General features: G+C 69.5%; 22 protein-coding genes and 5 pseudogenes. 7 read left to right on the forward strand and 20 right to left on the reverse strand.

The window, feature by feature from the left end; all coding sequences use genetic code 11:
- Positions 1–22: 22 nt before the first annotated feature.
- The 7 genes and pseudogenes from OG534_RS37290 to OG534_RS38895 form a co-directional block, all read right to left on the reverse strand.
- A complete protein-coding gene (locus tag OG534_RS37290; protein ID WP_326594032.1) occupies positions 23–595 on the reverse strand; it encodes an actin-binding ADF family protein in 573 nt (190 codons plus the stop codon).
- A pseudogene (locus OG534_RS37295) lies at positions 590–1,456 on the reverse strand (oxygenase MpaB family protein); the annotation flags it as partial. The gene OG534_RS37290 and the pseudogene OG534_RS37295, both read right to left, overlap by 6 nt.
- Before the next feature lie 141 nt (positions 1,457–1,597).
- On the reverse strand, positions 1,598–2,143 hold the full coding sequence (locus OG534_RS37300) for a flavoprotein (protein WP_326586024.1): 546 nt from the start codon (positions 2,141–2,143) through the stop codon (positions 1,598–1,600).
- A 251-nt stretch (positions 2,144–2,394) separates the two neighbouring features.
- Positions 2,395–3,090, reverse strand: a complete 696-nt coding sequence (locus OG534_RS37305; RefSeq protein WP_326586023.1) for a DUF4328 domain-containing protein — start codon at positions 3,088–3,090, stop codon at positions 2,395–2,397.
- 325 nt (positions 3,091–3,415) lie between these two features.
- On the reverse strand, positions 3,416–3,919 hold the full coding sequence (locus tag OG534_RS37310; RefSeq protein WP_326586022.1) for a hypothetical protein: 504 nt from the start codon (positions 3,917–3,919) through the stop codon (positions 3,416–3,418).
- Between the two features lie 37 nt (positions 3,920–3,956).
- Positions 3,957–4,130: a hypothetical protein gene (locus tag OG534_RS37315; protein WP_326586021.1), complete on the reverse strand. Its 174-nt coding sequence runs from the start codon at positions 4,128–4,130 to the stop codon at positions 3,957–3,959.
- Positions 4,131–4,523: 393 nt separating this feature from the next.
- Positions 4,524–5,608 (reverse strand): IS630 family transposase gene (locus OG534_RS38895; RefSeq protein WP_442807010.1). Its coding sequence is split into 2 segments (ribosomal slippage): positions 4,524–5,083 and positions 5,083–5,608, totalling 1,086 coding nucleotides; the frame shifts between segments, so codons are not numbered across the junction.
- 324 nt (positions 5,609–5,932) lie between these two features.
- On the opposite strand from OG534_RS38895, the gene OG534_RS37330 reads away from it, so the two are divergent.
- On the forward strand, positions 5,933–6,676 hold the full coding sequence (locus OG534_RS37330; protein ID WP_326586019.1) for a class I SAM-dependent methyltransferase: 744 nt from the start codon (positions 5,933–5,935) through the stop codon (positions 6,674–6,676).
- 559 nt (positions 6,677–7,235) lie between these two features.
- Complete coding sequence (locus tag OG534_RS37335; RefSeq protein ID WP_326586018.1) at positions 7,236–7,715, forward strand: anthrone oxygenase family protein; 480 nt, start codon at positions 7,236–7,238, stop codon at positions 7,713–7,715.
- 98 nt (positions 7,716–7,813) lie between these two features.
- Here OG534_RS37335 and OG534_RS37340 read toward each other — a convergent pair whose 3' ends face one another.
- From OG534_RS37340 to OG534_RS37365, 6 genes are all read right to left on the reverse strand, one after another.
- The gene (locus OG534_RS37340) at positions 7,814–8,395 is read right to left on the reverse strand and encodes a hypothetical protein (protein WP_326586017.1); all 582 of its coding nucleotides are present in this window, start codon (positions 8,393–8,395) and stop codon (positions 7,814–7,816) included.
- Positions 8,396–8,491: 96 nt separating this feature from the next.
- Positions 8,492–9,283 (reverse strand): ABC transporter permease, encoded by a 792-nt coding sequence (locus OG534_RS37345; protein ID WP_326586016.1) that lies wholly within the window; start codon positions 9,281–9,283, stop codon positions 8,492–8,494.
- On the reverse strand, positions 9,255–10,271 hold the full coding sequence (locus tag OG534_RS37350; protein WP_326593392.1) for an ATP-binding cassette domain-containing protein: 1,017 nt from the start codon (positions 10,269–10,271) through the stop codon (positions 9,255–9,257). The genes OG534_RS37345 and OG534_RS37350 overlap by 29 nt, the downstream gene beginning before the upstream one ends.
- Before the next feature lie 595 nt (positions 10,272–10,866).
- Positions 10,867–11,256, reverse strand: a complete 390-nt coding sequence (locus OG534_RS37355; protein WP_326586014.1) for a DUF1048 domain-containing protein — start codon at positions 11,254–11,256, stop codon at positions 10,867–10,869.
- A 2-nt stretch (positions 11,257–11,258) separates the two neighbouring features.
- Complete coding sequence (locus tag OG534_RS37360) at positions 11,259–11,588, reverse strand: PadR family transcriptional regulator (RefSeq protein ID WP_326586013.1); 330 nt, start codon at positions 11,586–11,588, stop codon at positions 11,259–11,261.
- 521 nt (positions 11,589–12,109) lie between these two features.
- Complete coding sequence (locus OG534_RS37365) at positions 12,110–12,610, reverse strand: anthrone oxygenase family protein (protein WP_326586012.1); 501 nt, start codon at positions 12,608–12,610, stop codon at positions 12,110–12,112.
- A gap of 163 nt (positions 12,611–12,773) precedes the next feature.
- On the opposite strand from OG534_RS37365, the gene OG534_RS37370 reads away from it, so the two are divergent.
- Entirely contained in the window at positions 12,774–14,132 is a 1,359-nt protein-coding gene (locus tag OG534_RS37370) for an acyl-CoA synthetase (RefSeq protein WP_326586011.1), read from the forward strand.
- 319 nt (positions 14,133–14,451) lie between these two features.
- Entirely contained in the window at positions 14,452–14,646 is a 195-nt protein-coding gene (locus OG534_RS37375) for a polymorphic toxin type 44 domain-containing protein (RefSeq protein ID WP_326593395.1), read from the forward strand.
- Between the two features lie 40 nt (positions 14,647–14,686).
- On the opposite strand, the gene OG534_RS37380 is transcribed toward OG534_RS37375, so the two are convergent.
- From OG534_RS37380 to OG534_RS37390, 3 genes and pseudogenes are all read right to left on the reverse strand, one after another.
- Positions 14,687–15,433, reverse strand: coding sequence for an SAM-dependent methyltransferase (locus OG534_RS37380; RefSeq protein ID WP_326586010.1), 747 nt, complete (start codon positions 15,431–15,433; stop codon positions 14,687–14,689).
- Positions 15,434–15,577: 144 nt separating this feature from the next.
- Positions 15,578–15,861, reverse strand: a pseudogene (locus OG534_RS38900) (hypothetical protein); the annotation flags it as partial.
- 848 nt (positions 15,862–16,709) lie between these two features.
- A pseudogene (locus OG534_RS37390) lies at positions 16,710–17,768 on the reverse strand (AraC family transcriptional regulator); the annotation flags it as partial.
- Positions 17,769–17,882: 114 nt separating this feature from the next.
- Between OG534_RS37390 and OG534_RS37395 the strand changes: the two are divergent.
- A pseudogene (locus OG534_RS37395) lies at positions 17,883–18,834 on the forward strand (MBL fold metallo-hydrolase).
- Between the two features lie 111 nt (positions 18,835–18,945).
- Here OG534_RS37395 and OG534_RS37400 read toward each other — a convergent pair.
- The gene (locus OG534_RS37400; RefSeq protein ID WP_326586008.1) at positions 18,946–19,548 is read right to left on the reverse strand and encodes a hypothetical protein; all 603 of its coding nucleotides are present in this window, start codon (positions 19,546–19,548) and stop codon (positions 18,946–18,948) included.
- A 323-nt stretch (positions 19,549–19,871) separates the two neighbouring features.
- Here OG534_RS37400 and OG534_RS37405 point away from each other — a divergent pair.
- Positions 19,872–21,325 (forward strand): annotated as a pseudogene (locus OG534_RS37405) (NF041680 family putative transposase).
- A gap of 380 nt (positions 21,326–21,705) precedes the next feature.
- Entirely contained in the window at positions 21,706–22,389 is a 684-nt protein-coding gene (locus tag OG534_RS37410) for an IS5 family transposase (protein WP_326593393.1), read from the forward strand.
- A 59-nt stretch (positions 22,390–22,448) separates the two neighbouring features.
- Here the strand turns inward: OG534_RS37410 and OG534_RS37415 are convergent, their stop codons facing one another.
- The 3 genes from OG534_RS37415 to OG534_RS37425 are packed head-to-tail and all read right to left on the reverse strand — an operon-like array spanning position 22,449 to position 24,252.
- Entirely contained in the window at positions 22,449–23,096 is a 648-nt protein-coding gene (locus tag OG534_RS37415; protein WP_326593394.1) for an HAD family hydrolase, read from the reverse strand.
- The gene (locus OG534_RS37420; protein ID WP_326586005.1) at positions 23,003–23,401 is read right to left on the reverse strand and encodes a hypothetical protein; all 399 of its coding nucleotides are present in this window, start codon (positions 23,399–23,401) and stop codon (positions 23,003–23,005) included. Before OG534_RS37420 ends, OG534_RS37415 begins: the two co-directional genes overlap by 94 nt.
- Positions 23,398–24,252, reverse strand: coding sequence for an IS5 family transposase (locus OG534_RS37425; RefSeq protein ID WP_385229381.1), 855 nt, complete (start codon positions 24,250–24,252; stop codon positions 23,398–23,400). Before OG534_RS37425 ends, OG534_RS37420 begins: the two co-directional genes overlap by 4 nt.
- Positions 24,253–25,490 lie beyond the last annotated feature (1,238 nt).

The raw sequence follows: 25,490 nt of genomic DNA on the forward strand, positions 1-25,490 counted from the left end.
GGGCGGTCGCCGATCCCGTCCGTCAGACCGCCTGGGAGGCGAGCTCGTCGTAGGCCAGGGCGGACAGGGTCGTGGCCCGGACGTCGACCTGGATGCCGTCGAGGGCATCCCGCAGGACGCGGTGGGTGGAGGCGTAGGCGAGCTTGTGCGCGGGCAGCGCCCCGTCGGGGATCCAGAAGATCATCACGAGATCCCTCCTGCGGGCCCCGTCCGCCGCGGCGAAATGCAGGTCGTACAGGACGAATCTGGGCTCGTTCGCGGGTAGCGACTCCAGCATCTCCTCGTGCGTGAGGTTGGACTTGCTTTCGACGACCACCGTCGCCAGGGGCTCGTCCAGCCGGTAGACGACCGTGTTGATCTCCCGTCTGCTCTTCAGCTCCTGCAAGGCGTCCAGGCAGCTGTCGTCCACGGTGGTGCCCGAGCTGCTCACGGCGATCTCCGATCGTTCAGGTGGCAGTGCAGTGCGGTGCAGTGCGGTTCGGTTCGGTGCAGCGCAGTGTCGAGCCCCCGTCGTGGCGGCTGCCCGCCTTCCGGCCCGGCGAAACCCCCGCCGCCGCGTGTCAGGGGGCGGCGGGGCAGCGGCGCGGGCCGGCACCGGCGCCGGAGGCAGGGACCACCGGACCAGCCAGACCGCCGCGCGGGCCGCGGGGCCGACCCACCACCGCTCCAGCGGCAGCCGCCGGTGCAGCCCCAGCTCGACGCGGGCCCAGTCCGGCAGCAGTACGACCGCACCCGCGGCCAGGGCGGCGTACGGCAGGCGCAGCGCCCACGGCAGGGGCGGGCGGCGGAGGATGAAGTGGGCGGCTTCCCGGGCCTCGGGGGTGCCGCGCAGCTGTGGCCGGTAGGCCTCGATGCGGGCGGCGAGCCCCGCGGCGGTGCGTGGCGGGTCGGTGACGCCGAGTGCCGCGCCGACCCGCGCCATGCCCGCCACGTACGCGTCCTGGTCCGGGGGGCTCAGCGGGTGGGCACCGTAGTGCTGCTGGGAGCGGAGGAAGCAGGTCAGCTCGGCGTCGTGCACCCATTCCAGGAGGGCCGGGTCGGTGGCCGTGTACGGCTCCCCTCCGGGTGCCCGCCCGCTGATCGTCCTGTGCACCGCGATGACCCGGTCGACCGCCCCTTGCGCGTCGTCCGCCGTACCGAAGGTGGTGAAGGCGAGGAAGGTGCTGATGCTCTGGAGCCTGCCCCAGGGATCTTCCCGGTACGCGGAGTGCTGGGCCACGGCGGCCATGGCCAGCGGATGCAGGGACTGCAGAAGCAGGGCGCTGATCCCGCCGACGAAGAGGGCGGCGTCGCCGTGGACCCGCCGCACCGGGTGGTCCGGCCCGAACCAGCGTGGACCGGGCGTGAGGTGGATCCGGTTCCGGTTGGCCGGGCCCGATGGCCCCGCCACACGCAGGAAGAGCGCCTCGCCCAGCCGGGCACGGGCACCGGTGACGACTGCCGTCCACTGGCCCATGCAAGCAGTATGCCCACCGGCCCGTGCTCCGGGCGGACCGATCGGGGGCGGGTCGGGGCGGGGCGGGTGTCGATCTCCTCCCACGTCGCGACTGCGGTCCGGCGTGGAGAACTGCGACGTCTCGTGTCGGCTTGGGGCGGTTCAGCGGTGGGCCGTGGTCTGGTTGATGGCGTTGAGGGCGGTGTGCCAGGGGTAGTGGGGAACGGTGTCCGAGCCGGGCCGGTGGGGGGCGAAGCCGTTTTCGCCGTAGAGGAGTTCGACGCCGGCGGTGCGCAGGGTGGCGAGGGAGGTTTCGAGTTGGGGGTGCGCGGCGAGGGCGGTGTCGAGGCAGGGCATGGCGATGGTGGGGATGCTTTTGCCGGCGGCTTCGGCGGCGAGGCCGATGGCGTAGTTGTGGGTGAGGCCGAGAGCCCAGGCGTTGATGGTGTTGAACGTGGCGGGGGCGAAGAGGAGTGCGTCGGCCTCGGGCCAGACGTCCGGTTCGCCGGGGAGTTTGTACTGCCAGCACACGGGGTGCCCGGTGAGTGCGGCGAGTCCGTCGAGGCTGCCCGTGAGCCAGTGGGCGGCGGTGGGGGTGAGGCCCAGGCATACGTCCCAGCCGCGGGCCTGGGCGTCTTCGATGACGTGGGCGACGTCGAAGACAGGTGGGGCGGCGGAGCAGAGCAGGTAGAGAGTCCTCGTGGTCATGCCACCATATGATCATATCGCTTGACCTCGACCAAGGTTGAGCGACCAGGGCCGGATCCAGGGACGCTGAACGGGGGCGTCACGGGGGCGGCACGGGGACCGTCCGGCGAGGCGACGGCCGATTTCATGCGGACGGGCGCCGGCTGCTGACGGCCTGCCAGAACACCCGGGCGAGGGCGCCCCGGTGAGGACGCCCCTGGCTGAGGCGCCCCCGCGCACACGCGCGCCACGGGCGGGGTTGCGGAGGTGGGTCAGGCGTTGAGGGGCGGCTGGGCCGGGTTGCTTCCGGGCGCCAGCATGCGGGTCAGGCGCACGGCGAAGTACACGGCCGCGCCCGCCGCGACGATGTTCAGGGCGTCGGCCACCATGCCCAGGGTCACCGCGTCGACGAAGGCCCCGAGGTCCTCGGCCCGCCGATAGCGCAGGCTCGCGTACTGGCCCAGCAGGACCGAGCCGGCGAACGACGCCCACCAGAGGTTCACCGGCCAGAAGGCCCCCTTGGCGCCCCGCAGGCCGGCCGTCCAGGCCTGGACGGCGATCCGGTACGGCAGCCAGAAACAGGCCACCGGAACGAACCAGGCCCCGACAGCCCAGCCCGGCCCGCTCCTGAACCCGGCGGGCTCCAGCGCTCCGGCGCGCCGCCGGACCTGGTGGAACCAGGTGATGAAGACGGCCGCGCAGGCCACGAAGGCCAGCACCTGCACCTGGTTCACCCTGAAGAAGAGCATCTCCAGAGCCGCCCACCGGTCCTCGGAGACGAAGGCGAACTCCCCGTCCCCCTCCACCGCGGAGTGCGCCCGAACACCGGCGTACAGGGAGAAGAGATCGCCTGCCGCGGCTGCCGACAGCAGGGCGCACACCCCCGTGAGCAGGCCGCGGCCGGGGCCGGAGGCCGGGGCGGCCAGGGGCGGGCGGGGACGGAGAACGCCGGAACGGGACGAGGACATGATGGTGTGGACCCCCCACGGGCACGGAATGAAGGCGCCCGGGGATGAGCGCGCAGAGGGAAACTACGGCAGAGCGGACCCACCCGTCCACAAAGAAACCGCAGGTCCCGGGCCCCGTGGGCGTGAGCGTCGGGTCAGAACGGGTCCGGGAGAGAGAGATATCAACATCGTGGCCGCCGGCGGACCGGCGGACCGACGGACCGACGAGCCGGCGTCCGGAGTCGAGCAGCATGCGGAGCACGTGCCTGCCGCAGCCGGAATGACGAAGGGTGCCCTCCGGGTCCGTACGGACCCGGAGGGCACCCCATGCCGACCAGCGGCCGGTTCAGCAGTCGGGACGGGATCCGTCGAGGATCGCGTTCACGGACACGAAGTACTCCTTGTCCGCGGAGTACAAGACGCTGAGGAGCGTCGGTTTCCCGTCCACTTCCTTGTGGAAGCACATGTCCTTGGGCAGGGAGCCGGGAGTGATTTTCGGGCGTGACCCGGTGGCCTTCCAGCCCGCGGCAGGAGCGGCGGCCCAGTAGTGGTCGATCACCTTGTTGGGATCGCCGTCGTAGGTGTAGTACGTGTTGGCGACCAGCCAGACCTCGGTGCCGCTGTCGTCCATGCACTCGGCGCCGCTCGCGCCCGGGACGGGGGCCGCCCCGGCCGGCGCCGGCGGAACGGCGATGGCCGAGACCTGTGCCAGGCGCTTCACGCCCCTGGGCTCGTCACACTGCCCGTCGGCGCCGATCAACAGCGTGGCGGCCCCGTACAGCAGACCGCCGACCAGGGCGAATGCCACGGCGCATGCCGCGCCGACGAGTACCGTCGTCCGACCGCGCATGGCGGAATCCGTACGGTTCACGGAGCAACGACCTCACTCATTTCGCCAGCCCGTCTCTGTTGTAGTAGTACCGCCCAACGTAGAACAGGTTGAGGAACCACGTTCCACGGACGTGGTCGCGGGCGACCGGCGCCTGGGAGACGTCCAGCGGGAGCCGGAGAACGACCGAGCCCTGAATGTTCGTCAGTTGCAGGAGGTTCGCCTTTGCCACTAACGGAGCGCTCTCTCACATGGCGTGGCCTCAGCGATGCGGACGGAATGGACCAGGCCCCGTGAGAGGGGGAGCAAGAAAGGGCCTTGTGAGCGGGGACAGCCGAACGGGCGAGGGGCGGCTGTCGGGTGTGCGCCGGGCTGCTGCCGTCGGGGTCCGTTGCCCGGGGGCGGCGGTCTGAGCGCCGGCGCCGGGGGATTGCCGGGCGGCTCCGCATTCCGGCCGGGGAGGGGTGGCCGGGGTGTGGGGCCGCCCGGGTGCCGTACGGATCCAGGCGGCAGCCCGTCGTGCGGGCGGGCCTGCCGCATGACGCCGGGGGAGAGGTCGTCATGCGGCCGGGACCCGCTCCGGAGGCGCCCACCCGCGTGGTGTTCGCTTCCGGTATCCACGCGTCTACTGACCTTGTAGTCGTGGTGTCGTCAGGGTGAGTCCGGTGCCGGTGAGACATCCGTCGATGATGTCGCTGCGGTATTGGATCTGGCGTAGGCCGTGTCGTAGCCGGCGCATGAGGTGGTCGGGGTCGGTGAAGACGGTGTTCGCCTGGCTGGTCCTGCGGAGGATGGACCATATGCCTTCGACAGGGTTGAGGTCGGGTGCGTAGGGCGGCAGATGGTAGGCGGTGATCCAGTCGTGCTCCTCGATGAAGGCCCGCATGCGGCGGTCTTTGTGGACGTTGAGGTTGTCCCATACGAGGACGATCGGTCCGCCGAGCTGCTGGTGGGCGGCGATGAGAAGGTCGCGGTACTCGGTCCAGGCAAAGCTCTTGCGGCCTCCGCTCTTGTGATCGGTATGCCGTTTGGGCCGGTAGACGAGGCGGGAGCGTTCGCCGGGTTTGTAGCAGCACAGGGCTGCGATGGAGAAGCGACGCTGGGATCGTCCACGGACCCGGATGACCGGTGTGGTTCCGCGTCGGGCCCAGGTGCGGGAGGTCGGCGGCGTCATCGAGAATCCGGCTTCGTCTTCGAAGACGATCCAGGCCCCGAGCGCCGCCGCGGTGGTTCCACGTGCGACCACACGTCCTTCACCCAGCCGGCCACCGCCGGCTCGTCACGCTCGACGGCCCGACGAGCCGGAACCTGATGGCTCCAGCCGTGCCTCCGCAGCATCTGCGAGATACCCGAAAGCGTCATGGACTTGTGGAACCGCCAGCCGATCAACGTCTTGATTCTGGCCAGCGTCCATCTCTGATCAGACCAGCCATGCGCGACCGGACCCTTCGCCAGCTCCTCCTCGAGCACGGCGAACAACGCGTCACTCAGCTTCGGCCGGGACGCCGGGCCTTGAGAACGGACCCCGCTCTGGCCGGCCTCGAGCCAAGCACGACGCCACCGCTGAACCGATCGCACGCTGACCCGTAACTCCTTCGCGACCTCCGTACTGCCCCGCCCATCGGCGAACATCGCGACCGCTTCCATCCGGACCCGCTCACGGAACGCTTGCCTCTCCGCGGTCAGACCCCCACCCTGCGGATACCTCATACACCCGGCATACCGCGACAATCAGCAACCGTCAGCCCCTACGACAAGACGACTTCAAGGTCAGTAACCCGGACTCCGTTCGGTAAACCCCCTCACCGCCAAGTCCTGAGGAGACGTCAGGCGGGGCTGCACCGTGGGAGTCCGGCACCCGCTCGAACTCGTGGGCCCGCCGTACGCGTTGCCGGGATGAAGCTCGGATCTTTGTGGTTTCTGCCAGTACGAGGGTCTGCCGGGACCCGTAGAGACTGCCAGTCAGAAGCCGCCACGTGCCCCAGGGGGTGGGGCCGTGGCCAAGGACATACCGAAAACGGGGAGGACATCACCATGAGCGCACAGCAGCAGTACGACGAGATCGGTGAGGCGTACGAGGGGTTCAAGGCGCTGCCGCTGGAGCAGTACGCAGTGGTACCCAGCTTCCTGGCCCTGGTCGGGGACGTGAGCGGCAAGTCGGTTCTCGACCTGGCCTCCGGCACCGGCTTCTACAGCAGGGAGTTCAAGCGGCGCGGCGCCGCGGAGGTGCTCGGTATCGACATCTCCGGTGAAATGGTCGCCGTGGCACAGCAGTTGGAAGAACACAGTCCGCTGGGTGTGCACTACGAGGTCGGTGACGTGGCCGAGCTGCGGCCCCTCGACCGGCGCTTCGACGTCGGGGTGGCGGTCCAACTGCTCAACTACGCCGAGGACATCGCCACCACGGAGCGGATGTGCCGCAACGCGCACCAGAGCCTGCAGCCCGGCGGCGAGTTCTTCCTGCTCAACCAGTCACCCGACTTCCGCTTCGACGGACCGACCCCGGAGAGGTACGGCTTCCGCAGCGAGCTCACCGGCGAGGAGGTCGAGACCGGACCGCAGGTCCGGACCACGGCGCTGCTCGACCCGCCGGTCTCGTTCGTTGCCAACCGCCCGCGCCGCGAGGTCTACGAGAAGTGCCTGCGGGCAGCCGGATTCCGCGAGCTTTCCTGGGTCCCGCTGACGGTGTCGGAGGCCGGCGGGCGCGAGTTCGGTGCGGACTTCTGGGCGGACTTCCACGCCAACCCCCCGCTGGAGATGCTGCGCTGCCGCGCCTGACGTCCCACGGGACCTCCCGGCGGCCCGGCCTCTGAAATCCGCCCGAACGGGGGGCCTGGACGCCGGCCGCAAAGCGTCCCCAGGCCTGCGCTGTCGCCTGTGGCGGAGGCGATGGCCTCACGGTCGTGCGTGAGGCGGGGCGCGTCAGGTCCAGCCGCGGCCGTCTGAGCCGCGGCTGTGTCCGGGACGGTCCTGCCCGTGTCCCACAAGTGCGTAGGACACCGGGCAGAGCCCCGGACGCAGCCGCTGCTCCGCAGAGTGGCCAGGGAGCAACGTCCGCCACGATGGTGGGTGTTGGCGGCATCCCGCGGCCTCAGGGTGTGCCGCCTGTCATGGTGCAAAGATTCGCTCAAGGGGCGGGCTGAATCCGGCGGAATGTTGAACGGGTGATGCCACGATCAGGCGTTGGTGTTCTGAGCACACCGTGAACCGTGCGCCGTTTGTTGGAATGAGGAGACAAGCCGTTGTGACTGCCAGCCCGCCGCCGTACCCGTCCCCGTCCCCGTCTTCGACCTCGTCCCCGTCGGCTCCCCGAGCGTCCTGGTCTGCCGGTGTCCTGATGATGCTCTCGACGGTCCTGGTGGGTTTGATGGCCGGACTGTTCTTTGCTTTCGACGTCTCGGTGATGCCGGGGCTGGCGGCCGGTGATGAGCGGGTGTACGTCGCCGCGATGCGTGCCTTCAACGCGGCCATCGACGGCAACCCGCTCTTCGGCATGGTCTTCGTGCTGGCCCTGCTGGCGGCCGCCGGGTCGGTGGTTGTCGAGTATCGCGGAGGCCGGCGGGCCACCGCCCTGTGGGTGGGTGCCGCCACCGTGGCCTACCTCGCGGTCCTTGTGATCACCTTCACCGTGAACATCCCGCTCAACAACGAGCTCGCCGGCGTGGACCCCGACGCCGTCGGGGCGGACGGTTTGGCGATCGTGGAGCGGTTCAAGACCACCTGGGTCACCACGAACATCATCCGCACCGTGCTGTGCACGGCGGCCCTGGCCGCCCTCGCCCGCGCCCTGATGCTCCACGGCCGCACCACCCGCTGACCTTCCCTGCGGTCCGGCCCCGGCCATCCCGCACGGTGGGCTCGCAGAAGCCGTCGGAAACAAGGTCAGTCGGCTGGCGAGCAAGGGGTTCGGTTGTTTCAGCGCCAGCCCCCGTGGCGAGGCTCCGAGAACTCGCCGAACGGTGGGTCATACGCCTGCCCGTCCTCGGAGGTCACCACGTAATCGGGCTCGGTCCGTGAGGCGGCGTCCTGCAGTCGGACGACGAGGTCGGCTATGGGCACGACACGAAGTGACAGGGCTGAAGCCACGCGGGCTCGTTCCTCGGTAATCTCCGGGTTGTGCCGGGCCAGAGACCGTTCGAGGTGCTGGGCAGAGACCTGCATGACCTCCACGTCACCCCCGCCGGAGAACCCGAGACAGTCCTGCCATGCCATCCCGATAATGATCTCCAGTCCGCCGGCCAGGTCGTCGGCGATCAGTCCGCCTTCCCCTTCGGAACTCGCGAACACCAGCGGTCGGCGGCCGTCCTGCTCGGCGCACAGGAAGTACGCGCCACCGGCGGACTCCCCGGCGATTGGCTCCAGCGGCGCACCCGAGGCAAGCCTCAACTCATCGCCGTGATACTTCCGCCCGATGTCGAAACTGAACGATGTCCGCAGCAGCAGATCGATCTCCGGGGTGTTCCGGATCAGGTCAAGCAGATGATCACTTGAGGTCATGGTGGGGACGATAGCGAGTGCCACTGACACGCAAGGGTTGCAGGGCGAACAAGGGAAGCGCCACACGTTGCGAGAGGCTGCGCGCTGTCATGGAGGCTACCTCGGGTCGCGGTTGAAGTGGGCCGTCGACCAGCGATAGCCGAGCGCGGACAGGCTCACGCACCAGGCGATGGCGATCCATCCGTTGTGGCCGATCTCGGTGCCGAGGAGCAGGCCGCGCAGGGTTTCGATGGCGGGGGTGAAGGGCTGGTACTCGGCGATCGGCTGGAACCAGCCCGGCATCGTGTCGGCCGGGATGAAGGCGCTGGAGATGAGCGGGAGGAGGATCAGCGGCATGGCCATGTTGCCGGCCGCCTCCGGGTGCGGGCTGGCCATGCCCATGCCGACCGCGATCCAGGTGAGGGCCAGGGCGAAGAGTGCGAGCAGCCCGAATGCCGCCAGCCATTCCAGGGCCGTGGCGTTGGTGGAGCGGAAGCCGATGGCGACGGCGACCGTGCCGACGAGGACCACGCTGGCGATCGACTGCAGCACGCTGCCGATGACGTGCCCGATGAGCACCGAGCCGCGGTGGATCGCCATCGTGCGGAAGCGGGCGATGAGGCCCTCGGTCATATCCATCGAGACGTACACCGCCGCCCCGATCACGGTGCTGCCGATGGTCATCAGCAGGATGCCCGGCACGATGTAGGCGATGTACTCGGAGCGGTCGGCCCTGCCGCCACCGATGCCCGCGCTCATCACGTCGCCGAAGATGTAGACGAAGAGCAGCAGCATCATGATCGGCGTGAGCAGGAGGTTCAGGGTCCCTGACGGGTAGCGCCGCGCGTGCAGCAGGTTGCGGCGCAGCATCGTGTTCGAGTCACGGACGGCAAGGGAGAGGGCGCTCATCGGACTGTCTCCTTGGGGTGGCCGGGGCGTGCGTTCCGCCGGTGAGGGCGAAGAACACGTCGTCGAGGTCGGGGGTGTGGACGGTCAGTTCGTCGGCCTCGATGCCGACGGAGTCGAGCCGGTCGAGGAGGGCGCGCAGTTCGCGCTGGCTGCCGTCGCTGGGGATCTGCAGGGCCAGGGCCTCGTCGTCCCGGGTGGCCTGGGGCAGGGCGGTGCCGGCGGACCGGTAGGCGGCCGGGTCGGAGAAGCGGAGTCGGACGTGGCCGCCGGGGATGAGCCGCTTGAGTTCCTCGGCGGTGCCGTGGGCGGCGATCTTGCCGTCGTTGAGTACGGCGATGCGGTCGGCGAGCTGGTCGGCTTCTTCCAGGTACTGGGTGGTGAGGAAGACGGTGACGCCGTCGGCGACGAGTTCGCGGATGATCTGCCACATGTTGTGGCGGGAGCGGGGGTCGAGGCCGGTGGTGGGCTCGTCGAGGAAGATGATCCGCGGGTCGCCGACGAGGGTCATGGCGATGTCGAGGCGGCGCTTCATGCCGCCGGAGTAGGTGGAGGCGGGCTTCTTGGCGGCCTCGACCAGGTCGAAGCGCTCCAGCAGTTCGGCGGCGACACGGCGTCCTTCGCGCTTGGACAGGTGGTGCAGGTCCGCCATGAGGAGCATGTTCTCCTCGCCGGTGATCAGGCCGTCGACGGCGGAGAACTGTCCGGTGACGCCGATCGCGGCGCGGATCGCCTGCGGGTCGGTGGCGAGGTCGTGGCCGCCGATGCGGATCTCGCCGGAGGCGGGGTCGGGGGAGATGAGGGTGGAGAGGATCTTGACGGCCGTGGTCTTGCCGGCGCCGTTCGGGCCGAGCAGGGAGAAGATCGTGCCTGCGGGGACGGCCAGGTCGACGCCGTCGAGCACGACCTTGTCGCCGTAGGACTTGCGCAGCCCGACGGCGGAGACGGCGGCCGACGACAGGTGACCGTCGCCCTGCCTGGATGTGGGCATGACAGATGAAGGCATGGAGCCCTCCCGTTCGAAGACTGAAGTGGCTGGGGGAGTGGGGTGAGGACGTTCTTCGCGGGTCGGCCCCGGGCGCGACGGATGTCGAGGTCGCCGTGAGGGCTCGGGCCTGGGTGCGGATCTCGAAGGTGTCCTCGATCTCCTCTGGGGGCCTCGGATATGGGGAGCGTGCTGCGCACCCGCCCGGGGCCCGAGTTGACGTCGTGCCATGTGGCGGTGCCCGCAGTGCCCGCGGTGATGCCGGCCTCCGGATCACCGCAAGGGATCCCGAGCGCGACTGAACCACGGGCCACCTGGCCGAGGTGAATGCTGCCGTGGGGCGTCGAAGTCCGGATCGGGCAACTGGCTGCCCGTGGCGTGGAGGGGCTGCAGGCCGCATCGATGGCGACTGCGGATGCGCCGCCACCTGCCGCGACGGGGTGAACGCCCACGGCGGCCGGCTGGTTGGCCGGCTGGCCGGCCGGTTGGCAGCCGGGCGTCCGGCGCCATGGCGGCGTCACTCGCAGCAGCTCGTTGTTCGGTTTGTGCGACCACTCAAGGCCCTGCGTGTGGATCGCCGGTCAGCAGGTCGTGCGCGCAGTCATCGCGTCGCCTCTTCCTCGCCTTCCTCGCCTTCCTCGGCGCGCGCGATGGCGTCGGTCAGCTGCTTCCGCGCACGGGTGGGGACGTAACCTCCCTCCGAGTAGTTCTGGACGAACGCCTCGACGAACTCCACCGGGTCCTCCCCGACGATCTCGCGGATCGACGTTCCGTCCGCCGCTGCCTGCTCGAACAGGTCGGCCAGGTCTTCGAACATCGACGCATTGCTGTCGCCGTCGGTCGGCACGAAGTGCATCAGGTACCGCTCGATCGCCTCGACCGCCGTGCGGTAGTTCTCGGGAAGCTGACGCGAGCGCGCCTTGTACGCCCTCCAGCGCTTCTTGGGCCCGATCACCTTCGAGATGAAGCCGCCCTTTTCGACATCGGACATGGTTACTTGCCCCCTTCGCGGAGCTGTTCCAGTCGTTCCGTGAGGAAGCTCCACGTCCTCCAGAACTCTTCGAGGTACTCCCGTCCCTGAGCGTTGAGGGAGTACACCTTGCGCGGCGGTCCCTTCTCGGACGGGACCTTCTCCACGTCGACGAGGCCGCGCTTCTCGATCCTGACGAGCAGCGCGTAGATGGTCCCCTCGGCGATGTCGGAGAAACCCTGCTCCCGCAGTCCCGCCGTGATCTCGTAGCCGTACGCGGGCCGGCCGGACAGGATCGCGAGGACGATGCCCTCCAGCGTGCCCTTGAGCATCTCCGTCAGCAGCTTGGCCATGGAACACCTCCTCCCTGAGCTATCCAGTGTTATTGGGTACCGGTACACCGTAACGCTGACTACCGGTACTTAGCAAGACGGAATAGTGGGCGGCTGGGGCGGTATCGCAAGCGCTCACTGCAGCAGCGTTACCGGCGGCGCCTCGGGCGGGCCGCACTGCTGGTGGAGCTCGACGTGCACCAGTACGTGGGCTGCGGCGAAGCCGGTGACGGCCGGCGGCGGGCCGAGATCGTGGGCGAGCCCCTGGTGGCGCCGTTCGGCCCGTCTGCGGGCTGGGCGTGCCGTCGGGGCGACAGGTGCGCGGTATCAAGGCCGCCATACCGGAGCACGTCGGCCAACTCGCCGGCCGGGTCCGGAGCCGGGAACGGCCCTGCCGTTTCGGCAGGGCCGTCCCAGGGGCGCGGCAACTGAGCGAGAGACGGTTCCCCGGGGCGTGGCGTTCGGATCTGGTCGGTCGGTCGGTCGGTCGGGCCCCGGGCCCCGGGCGTCGCGGGCCGGGGCCGGATCCAGAGGGACGTGCGTCAGCGGCCTTGGCCGTGCAAGACCAGTGCCCAGGCCAGGAGGCCCAGCGCCACCGTGCACAGCACCGCACGCCACACATTGGCGCGTACCCACGGCTGCTCGAAGGCGCGGCGGACGGCGGCCATGTCCTTGATCTGCTCGACGGGCCCGGCCTGTTCCAGGGCGTTGTTCAGCGGGATGTTGATGCGAGCCGTGACCGCCATCGCCAGGATGTAGGCGACGAGCGCGCCGATCAGCGGTGCCAGTGCCTGGCGCCCGCCGTCACCCGTGGCGTGGAGCGCCACCGCCACCCCGGTGAACACCAGTGCCCCCAGGTAGCCGAGCATGAACCAGCCGTTGAGGATCGCCACGTTGATGCGCTGCATCGTCTCGATGACGGTCCGGTCGGCGCTGCGCGCCAGACCCGGCATGACGGACACCGCAAAACCGTAGAACAGGCCGCTCATCAGACCCATGGTGATCGTCGCGGCGATCAGTGACGCGAACCGTGCCGTTTCCACGTGGGGCTCCCCCGGATCGATACTCGTCGAAAACCGTGTCGAGGACGGGTCGAGAACCGGTCATCGAACGGTCAAGTCCCGCCGATCATAAGTGCGCAGCGGTCCGGATCACCCCCGTAGGCTGGCCGTTGCACCCGTACTGCCGCCGAACGGAGCCGCTGCCATGCTGACCGCCCTCACCGGGGCCCACGGGGACCGCGCGGACGCCGTCACCGTCGCCGGCCGCGCCACCTCCTACGAGGAACTGCTCGGCGCGGCCCGCGCGGTGGCCGTCGACCTCGACCGGTCGGGCCTGCCCGCCTTCGCGGTGACCGCCACCGCCTCCCTGGAAACCGTGGCTGCCGTCGTCGGCGGACTCCTCGCCGGGGTGCCCTGCGTACCACTGCCCCCAGACGCCGGGCCCGCCGAGCGCGGACACATCCTGGCCGACTCCCGCGCCCGCCTCATCGAGACGGACTTCGCCCGCCGCGCCCCTGCCGGGCCCGCAGTTACGCACGCGCCCGGTGATCCCGCGCTGATCCTCTACACCTCCGGCACCACGGGCCCGCCCAAGGGCGTGGTCCTCAGCCGTGCAGCGATCACCGCCGACCTCGACGCGCTCGCCGAGGCCTGGCAGTGGAGCGCCGAGGACACCCTGGTCCACGGACTGCCGCTGTTCCACGTCCACGGCCTGGTGCTGGGCGTCCTGGGCGCCCTGCGCACCGGCAGCCGCCTCGTGCACACCGGCCGGCCGACCCCCGAGGCGTACGCCGCGGCCGGTGGCAGCCTCTACTTCGGTGTGCCCACCGTGTGGTCGCGCATCGCGTCCGCCCCGGCGTCCGCCGCCGCCCTGTCCGGGGCCCGGCTGCTGGTGTCGGGCAGCGCGGCCCTGCCCGCGCCGGTCTTCCGCGACCTTGAGCGCCTGACCGGGCAGCGCCCCGTCGAGCGCTACGGGATGACCGAGACCCTGATCACCGTCAGCGGCCGCGCGGGCGGCGAGGTCCGCCCCGGCACGGTCGGCACCCCGCTCACGGGCATCACCACACGCATCGCCGCCGAGCCGGGCGCCGACATCGGCGAACTCCAGCTCACCGGCCCCACCCTGTTCTCCGGCTACCTCGGCCGGCCCGAGGCCACCGCCGCCGCATACACCGAGGACGGCTGGTTCCGTACGGGCGACATCGCGGCCGTCGACGATCGCGACGGGGTCCACCGGATCGTGGGCCGCGCCTCCACCGACCTGATCAAGTCCGGCGGGTACCGGATCGGAGCGGGCGAGATCGAGAACGCTCTGCTGGACCACCCCGCGGTCAGCGAGGCGGCCGTGGTCGGCGTCCCCGACACCGACCTCGGCCAGCGGATCGTCGCCTTCGTCGTCGCCCAGAACGTCACCGGCAGCGAACTCACCGATTTCGTCGCCGCGCACCTGTCGGTCCACAAACGCCCCCGCGAGGTCCGCTTCGTCACCGCCATCCCGCGCAACGCGATGGGCAAGCCGCAGAAGCGACTGCTCCTGGACGACGCACCCCCACACCTCACCTGACCCCATCCCCACCGGCCCTGCTCCAGCGCGAGCCGCCTGCAGAGGCCCACGGCGCCCGCCCCCGGACTCCAGGACGGAGCTGCGGACATAACGGGGTGTCAGGGGTGGCGGGGAGAGGCAGCGGGTTGCGTTCCGCCCCGCCCCGCCCCGCCCTGCCCTGCCCCGGTCCGCCCCACCGCGCCCCCGGTCCCGCCGCCCTGCGCACCCTGTGGGCCCCACGTCTTTGGTCAAGCTGGTCGGGTGTGAGTTCGGGACGTCTGGAACGATCCTTGCCGTCGCCAGCCCGCAGAGTGTGAGGATCGCGCGGTCGGCTTCCGCGATGCCGAACGCGTCCTTCGCGTCCGCCTTTTCCAACGTCCACTACGGATACGTCGGCCGGGCAGCCGGCTGCGACGCGGGCACTCTCATCAAGGGCGCCTACCTTGGGAGTAATTGTCAAGATCTGTGGATCACGTGGCGCGTAGACATGCTCTCGGTGTTTGAGGGGCTTCGAGGTGCGGTGCCACACGGGTGAGCCCCGGCAGGTGGCGCCGGGGCTCACTGGGAGTGGTGTGTCAGCGGTCCATCAGGACGAACACGCCCCACCCAAGGTATTCGCGCTGGTACCTGGCGTGCTGGACGGGTGCCGCAGCGAGTTCCGCACGCATTTCGTCGGCGAGCTCGTCGTCGGGGTTGGCATCGAGCCAGCGTCGGATGTTGAGCCACTGTGCCGCGACGTACCGGTCCCAGCTGTCCTGGTCGGCAAGGACCATCTCGACGACATCACAGCCCAGGGCGCTGAACTGTTCGAGCAGTTCTGGCAGCGGGAGCAGGTCGTCCTTGCGGGCCATGTGACAGCCCTCGACGGCGACTTGGTCCTCAGGCTCGCGGCGCCAGTACGGTTCGCCGATCAGCATCATGCCGCCGGGAACGAGACTGCGCCGCAGGAGTTCGACGGTACCCGCCACGCCAGAGCCGATCCAGGTGGCGCCGATGCAGGCGGCGATGCCGACAGGATCGTCGGCGACATGGCCCGAGGCGTCCGCGTGCACGAAGCCGACTTGGTCGGCAACGCCCAGCTCCACGGCCCGCCCGCGGGCAGCGTCGATGAAGACGGTGCTGATGTCCACCCCGGTGCCGGACACACCGTGGTCCCGGGCCCAGGTGCACAGCATCTCGCCCTTGCCGCAGGCGAGGTCGAGCATGCGGGTACCCGGCGACGGGTTGATGGCCTGACCCAGGATGGTCAGTTTCTCGCTGGTGAACGGGTTGCAGATGCGATGGCTGCTCTCGCGGATGGTGAAGCTACGTGGCAGATCCACTACAAGGGTTCCTTCGGTCCGTGGAGGTCAGAACGGCTGGGCAATGCGGCCGACGGGAGTTGGCCGCGAGTACCTGGACCGTCATCAAATGCACCTCTTCGAACGTGTGAAGGCTGGGACCGGTCGAGGGTACGGCCGCTGAGATCACCGTGTCCATCGCATTTCACGTCCTGTCGGCACGCGCCTCATGCGATGCGGGCCCGCCGGGCGTTCGACGAGGTGTCCGCGCTCGAAGCGGGCTCCAGCGCGGACGAGGGGAGGGTGACGAGATGGGGTGCGTTCACGGCCCGCCAGCGGACCTGGGCGGACTCGACGAGCTTGAAGACCATCGCCAGGGCGGCGGCCGCGCTGCCGGCGCCCTGGGTGGCCTTTGTGCGGAGCCGGACCGTGGCGAACGTGGACTCGATGGGGTTCGTGGTGCGCAGGTGGATGCCGTCGGCCCAGACGGAGACGTAGTCGCCGGCGGACAGATCTCGCTGACCGAACGCGGTGTGGTCGGCTTGCCATTGCTGGGTGAAGCGGGTGATCGTCGCTGGAGAACCGCTTGCGCTCGCCCGTCGCCTCGTCACTGCCCCTGTCGTTCACGCGTGGGGCCTTCACCTCTACCACCCCGGCCGCGATGGTGACCTTCCTCGCCTGGTGATGGCCGTTGCGGACCAGCAGGCGACGCCCGCGCTCGTCACGCTGGTCGGCCAGCTCCGCTACAGATGACCAGAAGCCGATCACCCGGGAAGCTACGCCTTTCGCGTCCAACCCGAGGTAGGTCCACAGGTCATGAGCATTGCTCCTCCCTTCGGAGAAACCTTGCTCACCGGGGACGACGACCAAGGCGATCAGATCACGATGCGGGTCGGCGTGACGCACGGACAGTGGGGCTGTGCGGTCGCCCCAGTGGCCGGCCTGGCCACCGGTGTGCTCGGTCGATGTTCCTGGCAGCCGCTTGGCGGGCGTGTGACGTCGGAGTGAACGGTGCGGCCAACGGGCTCGCCCCGGTCTTCTACGGCGACCTGCTCACGATCACGGCGGAGCGGTGTGGTGGGGGATGCTCATCGGTTACGTAGGACGCTGGAACCTCGCGGTCGCCCTCCTGGGCGGCACGGCCGGCGCCCCGGTCATGGTCTGGATCTTTGTGGCTCTCCTCCAGGTTCCCAACGGCTACCGGTGCTGACGAAGCCGGGCCGGACGAGGGCGGTCCGCCTGCCACCACCACCGCGGGGGCGTCGCCCGCACGTTCACCCGGTGTCGTCCTCTGAGGACGGTGCGGGGAGGGCTGGGCCCGGTAGCGCCCCGGGGTGGTGCCGAACTCGCGGCTGAAGGCGTGCGAGAGGGCGTACGGGCTGCCGTAGCCGACCTGACGCGCGACCGCGGCGAGCGGCTGCGTGGTGTCGCGCAGCAGGGCCGCGGCCAGGCTGAGCCGCCACCAGGTGAGGTACGCCATCGGGGGCCGGCCCACCAGAGCGGTGAAGCGGCGGGCCAGCGTGGGCCGGGACACCCCCGCGGCCGCGGCCAGTGTCTGACTGGTCCAGGGGGCGGCCGGATCCGAGTGCACGGCCCGCAGCGCGGCGGCGGCGACCGGATCGCCCAGGACGGCCGGCCATGCACCGCTGCCGTCCTCGGCCACCCAGGAACGGATCATGTAGACGAGGAGCAGGTCGAGCAGGCCCGGCACCGCGATGCCCGAGCCTGGCCGCCGGCCGTCCAGCTCACGGCCCAGCAGGTCGATGGCGGCCCGCAGTTCAGGACGCGCGCCCACGCGGTTCGGCAGGTGGACGACCTCCGGCAGCTCCGCCATCAGCGGGTGCACCCGGCTGCGGTCGAGCCGGTACTTGCCGCACAGCATCTCCACCACCCGGCGCCCACCCCCGACCCCGCTCGCCCCATCCATCCGGTCCGTCTCACCAGCCCCGCCTGCACCGGGCAGGCCGCTCATCCGGTCCGCCCCGTCCACCTCGTATGCCCCGGGCAGCCCGCTCATGGCGCCTGTCCTGCCGGCACCGGTGCATGTTCTGCCTGCGCCCGTCCGGTGTGGCCCGTCCGGGGCATGTACCGCGTCCCACTGACCGAACGGCACCGCCCGTTCCACAGCCCGGGCATCGACCGGACTATCGGCGATCACATGCCCGGTGCCGTACGGCAGCAGCACCGCGTCACCCGGCCCCAGCGACAGGGCAGCGCCTCCGTCGGGCAGCAGCCAGCAGTTCCCCTCCAGGACGACGTGGAAACCGGCGCCGTCGTACGGGGCGAGGCGCGTGCACCAGCTGCCGCTCACCCGTACCCGCTCCGAGGAGGGCCGCCCGATCCGCACGGCCGAGATCGCATCACTCACCACGTCCATCGGGCCACGGTATCCACCGCGTCCATCACCGAGCATCAAGGGTGAGACGTTCGCGTATTCACCTGAGCCGGAAGGACATTGAGCAGCTCACCGGCGCTTCCTAGAGTCGGAGGTATGACGAGTGAGAACAAGCAGGCAATCATGGTGGGGGACGTCGAGGTCATCCGGGTCCTGGAGTGGCAGGGACCGTTCGCCCCCGCCCGCGGTCTCGTGGCGGACTCCGAGGCCCGGGTATGGCAGGACAACGAGCACTGGCTGGCGCCGGACCACTGGCAGGTGCAGGACGACCGGGCGGTGATGGCCCTGCAGACCTGGGTCCTGCGCAGCGGCGGACAGACCGTCCTGGTCGACACCGGCGTCGGCAACGGCCGCGAACGGCCGCACTCGCCGCGAGTTCCACCACTGGCAGACAGACTTCCTCGGTGCCCTGGCACGGGCCGGGATCCGCCCGCAGGACGTCGACGTCGTCGTCAACACCCACCTCCACGCCGATCACGTCGGCTGGAACACCCGCGACGCCGGGGGAGAGTGGGTCCCGACTTTCCCCCGTGCCCGCTACCTCATCCCGGCGGCGGACGATTTCCACTTCGGGCCGGCCAACTCCCATGGCACAGGCCGCAGTCCCGACGACCGGCTGGTCTACCAGGACAGCGTCGCGCCCATCCATCAGGCCGGGCAGGCCGTGCTGTGGCACGGCACCCACCGTATCGACGAACACCTCACCCTGGAGTCCGCGCCCGGCCACACGCCGGGCTCGTCCGTGCTGCGCCTGGCATCCGGCGGCGAACGGGCCGTCTTTGTCGGTGACCTCCTGCACAGCCCGGTGCAGATCGTCAGCCCCTCCTGCAACAGTTGTTTCTGCCTGGACGCGAAAGGTGCGGTGGCCACACGGCGCCGGATCCTTCAACAGGCCGTGGAGAGCCGGGAACTGGTCGTCCCGGCCCACTTCGCGGGCCCCGGCGCCGTGGAGATCCGCCGCGACGCCGACGCCTTCACCCCCACCCGGTGGGCCACCTGGCCTGCCCGGCCCGCCACCCCTCACGGCGCTTCCGCTACCCGCCCCTGACACCCAGCCCGGACACCGGCAACGGCGCAGGGTCCTTCCGCCTCCGCAAGGCGTCCGCGACGCGCCCGCATCACGGAAGCTGAACGACGGTTGACGGGGAAGTTGCCCCGGTCAGTCGCGGCTGGAAAGAGGAGTGCGCAGATCCACACGGAGCGGGATGGACGTGAGGATGGGTAGTCCGAACAAGGCGTGACGCAGTTCCGTCGAACGCGCGGCGACGAGGTCGAGGTCCCGCAGTCGGCGCTTGAGTTCGTCGATGAGCGCCTTGTCCGTGTCGAGAAGGCATCCCTCTTCCCGCTTGGCGAGGTACTCGAGGTGCTGGCCATCCACAGCCCGGCGACTGGCCCAGACCGCGAGCTCGGTGCATCCGAAGAGGTACGCGTACGCGGCATTGAGGCTCGCGGCAGCGGCCGGCTCGTGCGCATCGTCAGGCCCCGCCTGGCCGTCGTTGTGGCAGTGGTCGCCGAGCACGTACTCGGCCAAGCCGCGGTTGACAGCGGTAAACGCCGCCGGATCGCCCAGGGCGCCCTCCCACACCGAGTTCAGGAGCGGACGCAGCCCCAGAGTGAAGGCTGCCTGTTCAGCCTCGGGCAGAGTCTCGTGCCAGCTCATCAGGCGCTCGGCAACACCCGCGGCGAAAACGCCCCGCACACTGGGCGACGTGGCCTCCAGCCGCACTTCCACCAGCGCTACGAGGTCCTGCCAAGTGTTCATCCGAGCCTTCCCGTTGAGCAATCGGTGTGCTCACGTCCGCCTCGGGGATCATCCCACCCACACGTCACTCGATCAGGGTGGCTCTCCTTCTCGTCGTGGAGATTGACCAGCGGATTGACGACGTCAGGAGCGACGGGCTGTGCCGGCAGGCTGATCCGCAGTTGTGCCGACAGCCGGACGAGCACGTTGAGGAGTTAGCTTGATCTTTAACCTCGCCCGTCATCCGACCTGCTGAGGTCTACCGTTTCCGGGAGCGCGCGACGCGGCCGCCCTCCACGCTTCGAGATGTCGAGTAACGAAGTGTCGAGGAACGGCCGCTGAGGATGAGTTTCCCTGTCGATGTTCCCGCCGTCGAGGCGTTGGGTGTCCTGTCCCGCTTTCGTGTTGAGTTCTACGAGTGCCTGTATGCCCGTGCGGATGCGCTCTTCGAGCTCACCGACGCGGTGCTGTGCACGGACGGGCCGGTCAGGTCGCTGGTCGAGCTCACGCTGACGGCCGAGCACCGGCGCGGGCATGGAGCGATGTACGACGCGGTCAACCACGGCTGGCTGGAGCCGCGTCGCCTGCGCAGACTGTTGGCCTCGACGCCGCTGCCGAGGGCGGCCGACGGGCGGATCGTCCTCGCGGTCGACGTGAGCAACTGGCTGCGGCCCGACGCGCCCACCATCCCGGACCTGCTGTTCTGCCACGTATACGGGCGAGGTCGCAGTGCTGACCAGATGATCCCCGGCTGGCCCTATTCCTTCGTCGCCGCCCTGGAAACAGGACGCACCTCGTGGACCGCCGTGCTCGACGCGATCCGCCTGGGCCCGGCCGACGACGCCACCGCGGTAACCGCCGGCCAGCTCCGCGAGGTCGTCGGCCAGCTCCTGCGGGCCGGCCAGTGGAAGCGCGGCGACCCGGACATTCTCATCGTCGTGGACTCCGGCTACGACGTCACCCGCCTCGCCTACGTACTGGCGGACCTGCCCGTCGAGCTGGTCGGCCGACTGCGCTCGGACCGGGTCATGCTCCGCGACGCAGGCCCGCGTCGTTCCACCCCGCGCGGCGGGCAGCCCCGCAAGCACGGCGGCGTGCTCACCTTCTCGAAGCCGGACTCCTGGCACACCCCCGACCAGGCCACGACCTGCGACACCACCCGCTACGGCCGGGCCGAAGCCCTCGCCTGGGACCGCATGCACCCCCGCCTTCAGGCCCGCGGCCCCTGGCTCGACCACTGCGGTGAACTCCCCCTGATCCACGGCACATTGATACGGCTGAAGGTCGAGCGCCTGCCTGGCGACCGCGACCCGAAACCGGTCTGGCTGTGGTCCTCCAAGGCCGGGATGGCCGGCCGGGACGTCGACCTGCGCTGGCAGGCGTTCCTCCGGCGTTTCGATCTCGAGCACACCTTTCGGCTGTTCAAGCAGACCCTCGGCTGGACCGTCCCGAAGGTCCGAGACCCGCACACCGCCGACCTGTGGACCTGGCTGATCATCGCCGCCCACACCCAGCTCCGCCTGCGCCCGACCGCTCGCCGAGGACCTCCGCCGCCCCTGGGAACGGCCCGCCGAGCCCCGCCGCCGGCTCACCCCCGCACCGCGTCCGCCGGGGTTCCGCCACCTCCGCGCGAAGACCCCCGGTCCCGCAGGTGTGCCAAGACCCACCCGGCCCGGGCCCCGGACGCCCACCCGGCTCCAAAAACCGCAGGCCAGCCCCACGCCACGAGCCCGGAAAGACCGTGAAACGACCCGAAACCCTCACCGAACATGTCCGCTTGAAACAACAGCGAGGTTAAAGATCAAGGTTAGAAGCTGTTGTCGTACCGATCATGGTGGACATCGGTTCGAGTGTGGCGACTCTGTCGGGTGATCTCTCGCTTGTGCGCGCATGAAGGCAGGGCCTCCGGTTCAGCTCATGGTTGTCGAAGCCGGAGCGCACCAGGAGGCCCTGTTGTTGCAGTCTTACGCTCTCGTGCGGGTGGAGTCCAACGGGGCTGCCCCATCGTGTGATTGCCTTGCTCACCGGTTCGGGAACGCGGGTGATCGCCCTGGACGTGCACCGCGCTATCCGTCGGACATGACGGACGCGGAATGGGCCCTCGTGCGCGACTGTCTGCCGGTGCCACTGTGGCTGGAGGGGCGGGGCGGGCAGACGGAGGGGTACTGCCACCGATAGATGTTGGACGCTGTTCGCTATCTGGTGGCGGGCGGCATCACCTGGCGAGCGATGCCGGGCGACTTCCCGGCGTGGGACCGCGTCTACGCCTTCGCGCGGCGGTGGCGTGTGAAGGGCTTGCTCGCGGAACTGCACGACCGGTTGCGCGGCCTGGTCCGCGAGGAGGCCGGCCGCGATCCGGAGCCAACCGCGGCGGTGATCGACGCACAGTCACTGCGGGCGGCGGCCACGGTGCCGGCGGCCACCCGCGGCTACGACGGGGCCAAGAAGGTGCCGGGGCGCAAGCGGCACATCGTGGTCGACTGCCTGGGGCTGCTGCTGGCCGTGATGGTCACCGCGGCGAACGTGACGGACCGGGACGCCGCGATGCCGCTGCTGGAACGTGTCCGGGCCCGCTATCGCAGGATCGTCCTGGTGTGGGCCGACGGCGGCTACGCGGGTCGCCTGGTCGGCTGGGCGAAGCAGCAACTGGGGCTCGCTCTTGAGATCGTCAAGCGCAGCGGCGACGCCTCGGGGTTCGTGGTGCTGCCCAGACGCTGGGTGGGGGAACGCACGCTGAGCTGGCTGATGCGCTCGCGGCGCCTGGTGCGCGACTACGAGACGCTGTCCGCCGTACATGAGCAGATGGTGCTGTGGTCGATGACGATGCTCATGAGCCGCCGGCTGGCCCGGTGGCGAGCGTGAACCGTCCCGGGGTGGGTTCGGGCCTTCACCCGTGAAGGCCCGAACCCTGATCGAGGGCGTCATACAGCACGATCTGGTTCACGGAACGGTTGAGGATCCGCAGCACGCGATGCCCACGTGGCGTCCCGGCTCCCCCTGGACACATACGCGCCGAATACAGAGGTATCGAGATCCTTGAGGGACTCCAGTACCAGAGTGGCAATCGCAAAGCGAGGATCGCAGCGATCAGCGGCCTCGGGAACGGCGACGACCGTCATCTGGGCTGACACGCCAGCGAGGAGGCCGTTGAGCGAGTCCTCGATCACAATGCATTCGCCGGGTGACGCCCCGAGGGCGGCGGCTGCGCGGAGATAGGCGCCCGGGTGGGGTTTGCCGTGTTCGTCGTCTTCGGCCGAAAACACGGCATCGAAAGATCGGTCAAGGCCGGTGCTCGCGAGCGCATGCCGAATCACCGACTCCGGCGAAGATGACACGACGGCCATCGCCCTCGATGCACGCGCGCACGCCGCGACGGCGTGTTCGGCGCCGGGTTTCAGCGTCACTCCCTCCAACCTACGGCACACGGCGGCCACGATCTGCTGCTCGACGTCGTCGGGGTCGGCTTGAGTGGACGTTAAGTCCGTTTCTGGTAGCGGCCTCGTCCGGGTTGGGTGAGGAAGCCTTGGCGGGTGAGTCGTCCGAGGCGGCTGCGGGTGATGTTGACGGATGCTTCGTCGGTGGGCATGTCGAGGAGTTCGTGCAGGTCGCGGGCCCGGAACGCCTGGTCGGGGTGCTGGTTGAAGGCGTCGACGATGGTCTGGTAGGCGGTGCTCGACTCGGGCGGATCGGGTTCGGTGCCGGTAGGTGCGAGTTCGGTGATGACCTTGCGGGTGGTGGCGAGGTCCGCGAGGCGAGCTTCGGTCTCGGTGAGGGCGGCGGTGAAGTGCGCGATCTGATGGCGGAGTTCGTCTGCCCGGGCCGTGGCCTCGTTCTCCCGGAGGTGAAGGTCCACCAGGAGTTCGGTGATGTTCACGCGGCCAGCCCGATGGTGTCGCGCCAGGTCGGCGTGGGTGTGGTGAGGCGGCGGGCCATGTTGGCGGTGGAGGCCCAGTAGACGCGTGAGGCGGAGGTGTCGGGCCGGTGGTCGTACTCACGGGTCAGGCGCCGGTGGAGCATCAGCGTGCCGTTCGTCTGCTCGACCACCCACCGCTTGGGCTGCGGGACGAACCCTTTGCCCTGGTCAGCGGGGTTGCGGCGGACGACCTCGACGCCGATGTCCAGCAGTGCGCCGTGAACGATGACCGCTTCCTTGAAGCCCTGGTCGACCAGGGCTTTCTCCAGGCGCATTCCGCACCGCTCGGCGGCCTGGTCGAGCAGGGCGATGCCGGCGGCGTTGTCGTGCGCCGAGGCGGCCATGACGACGACGCCGATGATCAGCCCCAGCACGTCGACGGCCAGTCCCCGCTTGCGTCCCGAGACCTTCTTGTTCGCGTCCAGCCCGGTCGTGGTCCGGGGGACACCCGCCGCAGCGCGGACGGACTGGGTGTCGATGATCACGAGGGACGGGTCCTCTAATCGGCGGGCTTTCTCCCTGACCTGGCAGCGAAGGAGTTCCTGAATCCGCTGGTCGAGCCCGTCCTCGCGCCACAACCTGAAGTAGTAGAACACCGCCGACCAGGCCGGCAGGTCATGCGGCAGCATGCGCCACTGACAGCCCGTCCGGTTCTGGTAGAAGATCGCGTTCACGACCTCCCTCAGGTCACAGGACCCGGGATCCCCGGTCGCCGACCGCGCCACCCGGCCCTGTTTCCAGGCCGTGATCATCGGCTCGATCAACGCCCACTGCCCATCCGACAAATCGCTGAGATACGGCTCTCTCATCACGCCCCGCATCTCAACATGGACATGCCCATCGAGCAGCCCGGACCGCGATCAGTACCACGATCGAGCGATCACGAACGAAGAGAAGTCGGACTTAACGACCACTGAATGGTGGCCCGATCGGAGCCAATAGGCCACCATGTCCCTTTGCCGAAGCCCGCGCGTCAGCCGCCTGCATCTCCGTTGTGAGGTGCAGGCCAAGCAGACCGAACACCTCACGCTTTGCCGCGTCCCAGATCGGCTCGGAGTCGATCAAAAGGCCGTCTAGGTCGAATAGGACAATCGGTTGCATCGGTTGCTCTTTCGTTGGCGATCACGCGAGGACGAGCTGCCCCGCCCTGCATGAGCAGATGGTGCTGTGGTCGATGACGATACTCATGAGCCGCCGGCCAGCCCGGTGGCGAGCGTGAACCGTCCAGGGTGGGCTCGTCGGCCCAGCCCCGGTCGGCCAGCCGCTTCATCTTCGACCGAACTCCTTCCACACTTGCCGGAACCGGCTCCAGTCCGAGTAAGGCAGCGATCTCCTGACAGGACATCACTGGCTTCCCGCCGGATGCTTGTTCGGTGAGCGTGGTGAGGATGCGCTGGTAGTGGGGAGCGAGCACGTCCATGGAAAGCGCGGGACGCCACACCGGGACGATCGAGCCCCATCGCGCGGCCCTCGGTAGGGGAACCTCGGCGGGCGCGTTCGTTGCGGGCTCCGACCCGGAAGACTCACCGGCTCCCGGGCCTGCTTCACCTGCCTGTCCGGGCCGTGGCCCGGACAGAACCTCGCCAACGCGCTGCCGGGCGATCAGCCACTCGTGCCAGGCCGTCTCCGCTTCAGGCCGAGCTCAGCGAGTACCCGGTCCGCCACCTCCCGAAGCTCCTCCACGCGCTCACGCGCGGCCAGCTCCCCGCTCCTCCAGGAGACCCACCACCGACGCCATCCCGGCACCTCCACCAACGAGACAACCCAACGGCCCGAGCATGCCTCGCCATGCCGGCATCATGCCTCGAACTGCGGAAACCCGCCGATCAAGTTCGGTACGACAACGGCTTCTTAGCTTGACGTTTAACCTCAGTGCGACAGTTCCACGACGGGCGAGTCGGTGTCAAGGTCAAGCCAGAGCACACTCTCGAGCCTGGATCCGGCAAGGTCACGGACCCGCGTTGCCCTCAAAAGCGCCCAGGTTGATCAGGCTTATTCGGTCGTGGGACTGTAAAGGCGAATGTAACTCCGATCATGGAGGATTGCACCT

The organism is Streptomyces sp. NBC_01294 (assembly GCF_035917235.1).
Lineage (GTDB): Bacteria > Actinomycetota > Actinomycetes > Streptomycetales > Streptomycetaceae > Streptomyces > Streptomyces caledonius.

Bases quoted from the DNA above. Each gene is read 5' to 3' on its own strand.
- OG534_RS37300 (WP_326586024.1), bottom strand. From the start codon at position 2,143: ATGACCACGAGGACTCTCTACCTGCTCTGCTCCGCCGCCCCACCTGTC.
- OG534_RS37305 (WP_326586023.1), bottom strand. From the start codon at position 3,090: ATGTCCTCGTCCCGTTCCGGCGTTCTCCGTCCCCGCCCGCCCCTGGCC.
- OG534_RS37310 (WP_326586022.1), bottom strand. From the start codon at position 3,919: ATGCGCGGTCGGACGACGGTACTCGTCGGCGCGGCATGCGCCGTGGCA.
- OG534_RS37330 (WP_326586019.1), top strand. From the start codon at position 5,933: ATGAGCGCACAGCAGCAGTACGACGAGATCGGTGAGGCGTACGAGGGG.
- OG534_RS37335 (WP_326586018.1), top strand. From the start codon at position 7,236: ATGATGCTCTCGACGGTCCTGGTGGGTTTGATGGCCGGACTGTTCTTT.
- OG534_RS37340 (WP_326586017.1), bottom strand. From the start codon at position 8,395: ATGACCTCAAGTGATCATCTGCTTGACCTGATCCGGAACACCCCGGAG.
- OG534_RS37345 (WP_326586016.1), bottom strand. From the start codon at position 9,283: ATGAGCGCCCTCTCCCTTGCCGTCCGTGACTCGAACACGATGCTGCGC.
- OG534_RS37350 (WP_326593392.1), bottom strand. From the start codon at position 10,271: ATGCCCACATCCAGGCAGGGCGACGGTCACCTGTCGTCGGCCGCCGTC.
- OG534_RS37355 (WP_326586014.1), bottom strand. From the start codon at position 11,256: ATGTCCGATGTCGAAAAGGGCGGCTTCATCTCGAAGGTGATCGGGCCC.
- OG534_RS37360 (WP_326586013.1), bottom strand. From the start codon at position 11,588: ATGGCCAAGCTGCTGACGGAGATGCTCAAGGGCACGCTGGAGGGCATC.
- OG534_RS37370 (WP_326586011.1), top strand. From the start codon at position 12,774: ATGCTGACCGCCCTCACCGGGGCCCACGGGGACCGCGCGGACGCCGTC.
- OG534_RS37375 (WP_326593395.1), top strand. From the start codon at position 14,452: ATGCCGAACGCGTCCTTCGCGTCCGCCTTTTCCAACGTCCACTACGGA.
- OG534_RS37400 (WP_326586008.1), bottom strand. From the start codon at position 19,548: ATGAACACTTGGCAGGACCTCGTAGCGCTGGTGGAAGTGCGGCTGGAG.
- OG534_RS37410 (WP_326593393.1), top strand. From the start codon at position 21,706: ATGTTGGACGCTGTTCGCTATCTGGTGGCGGGCGGCATCACCTGGCGA.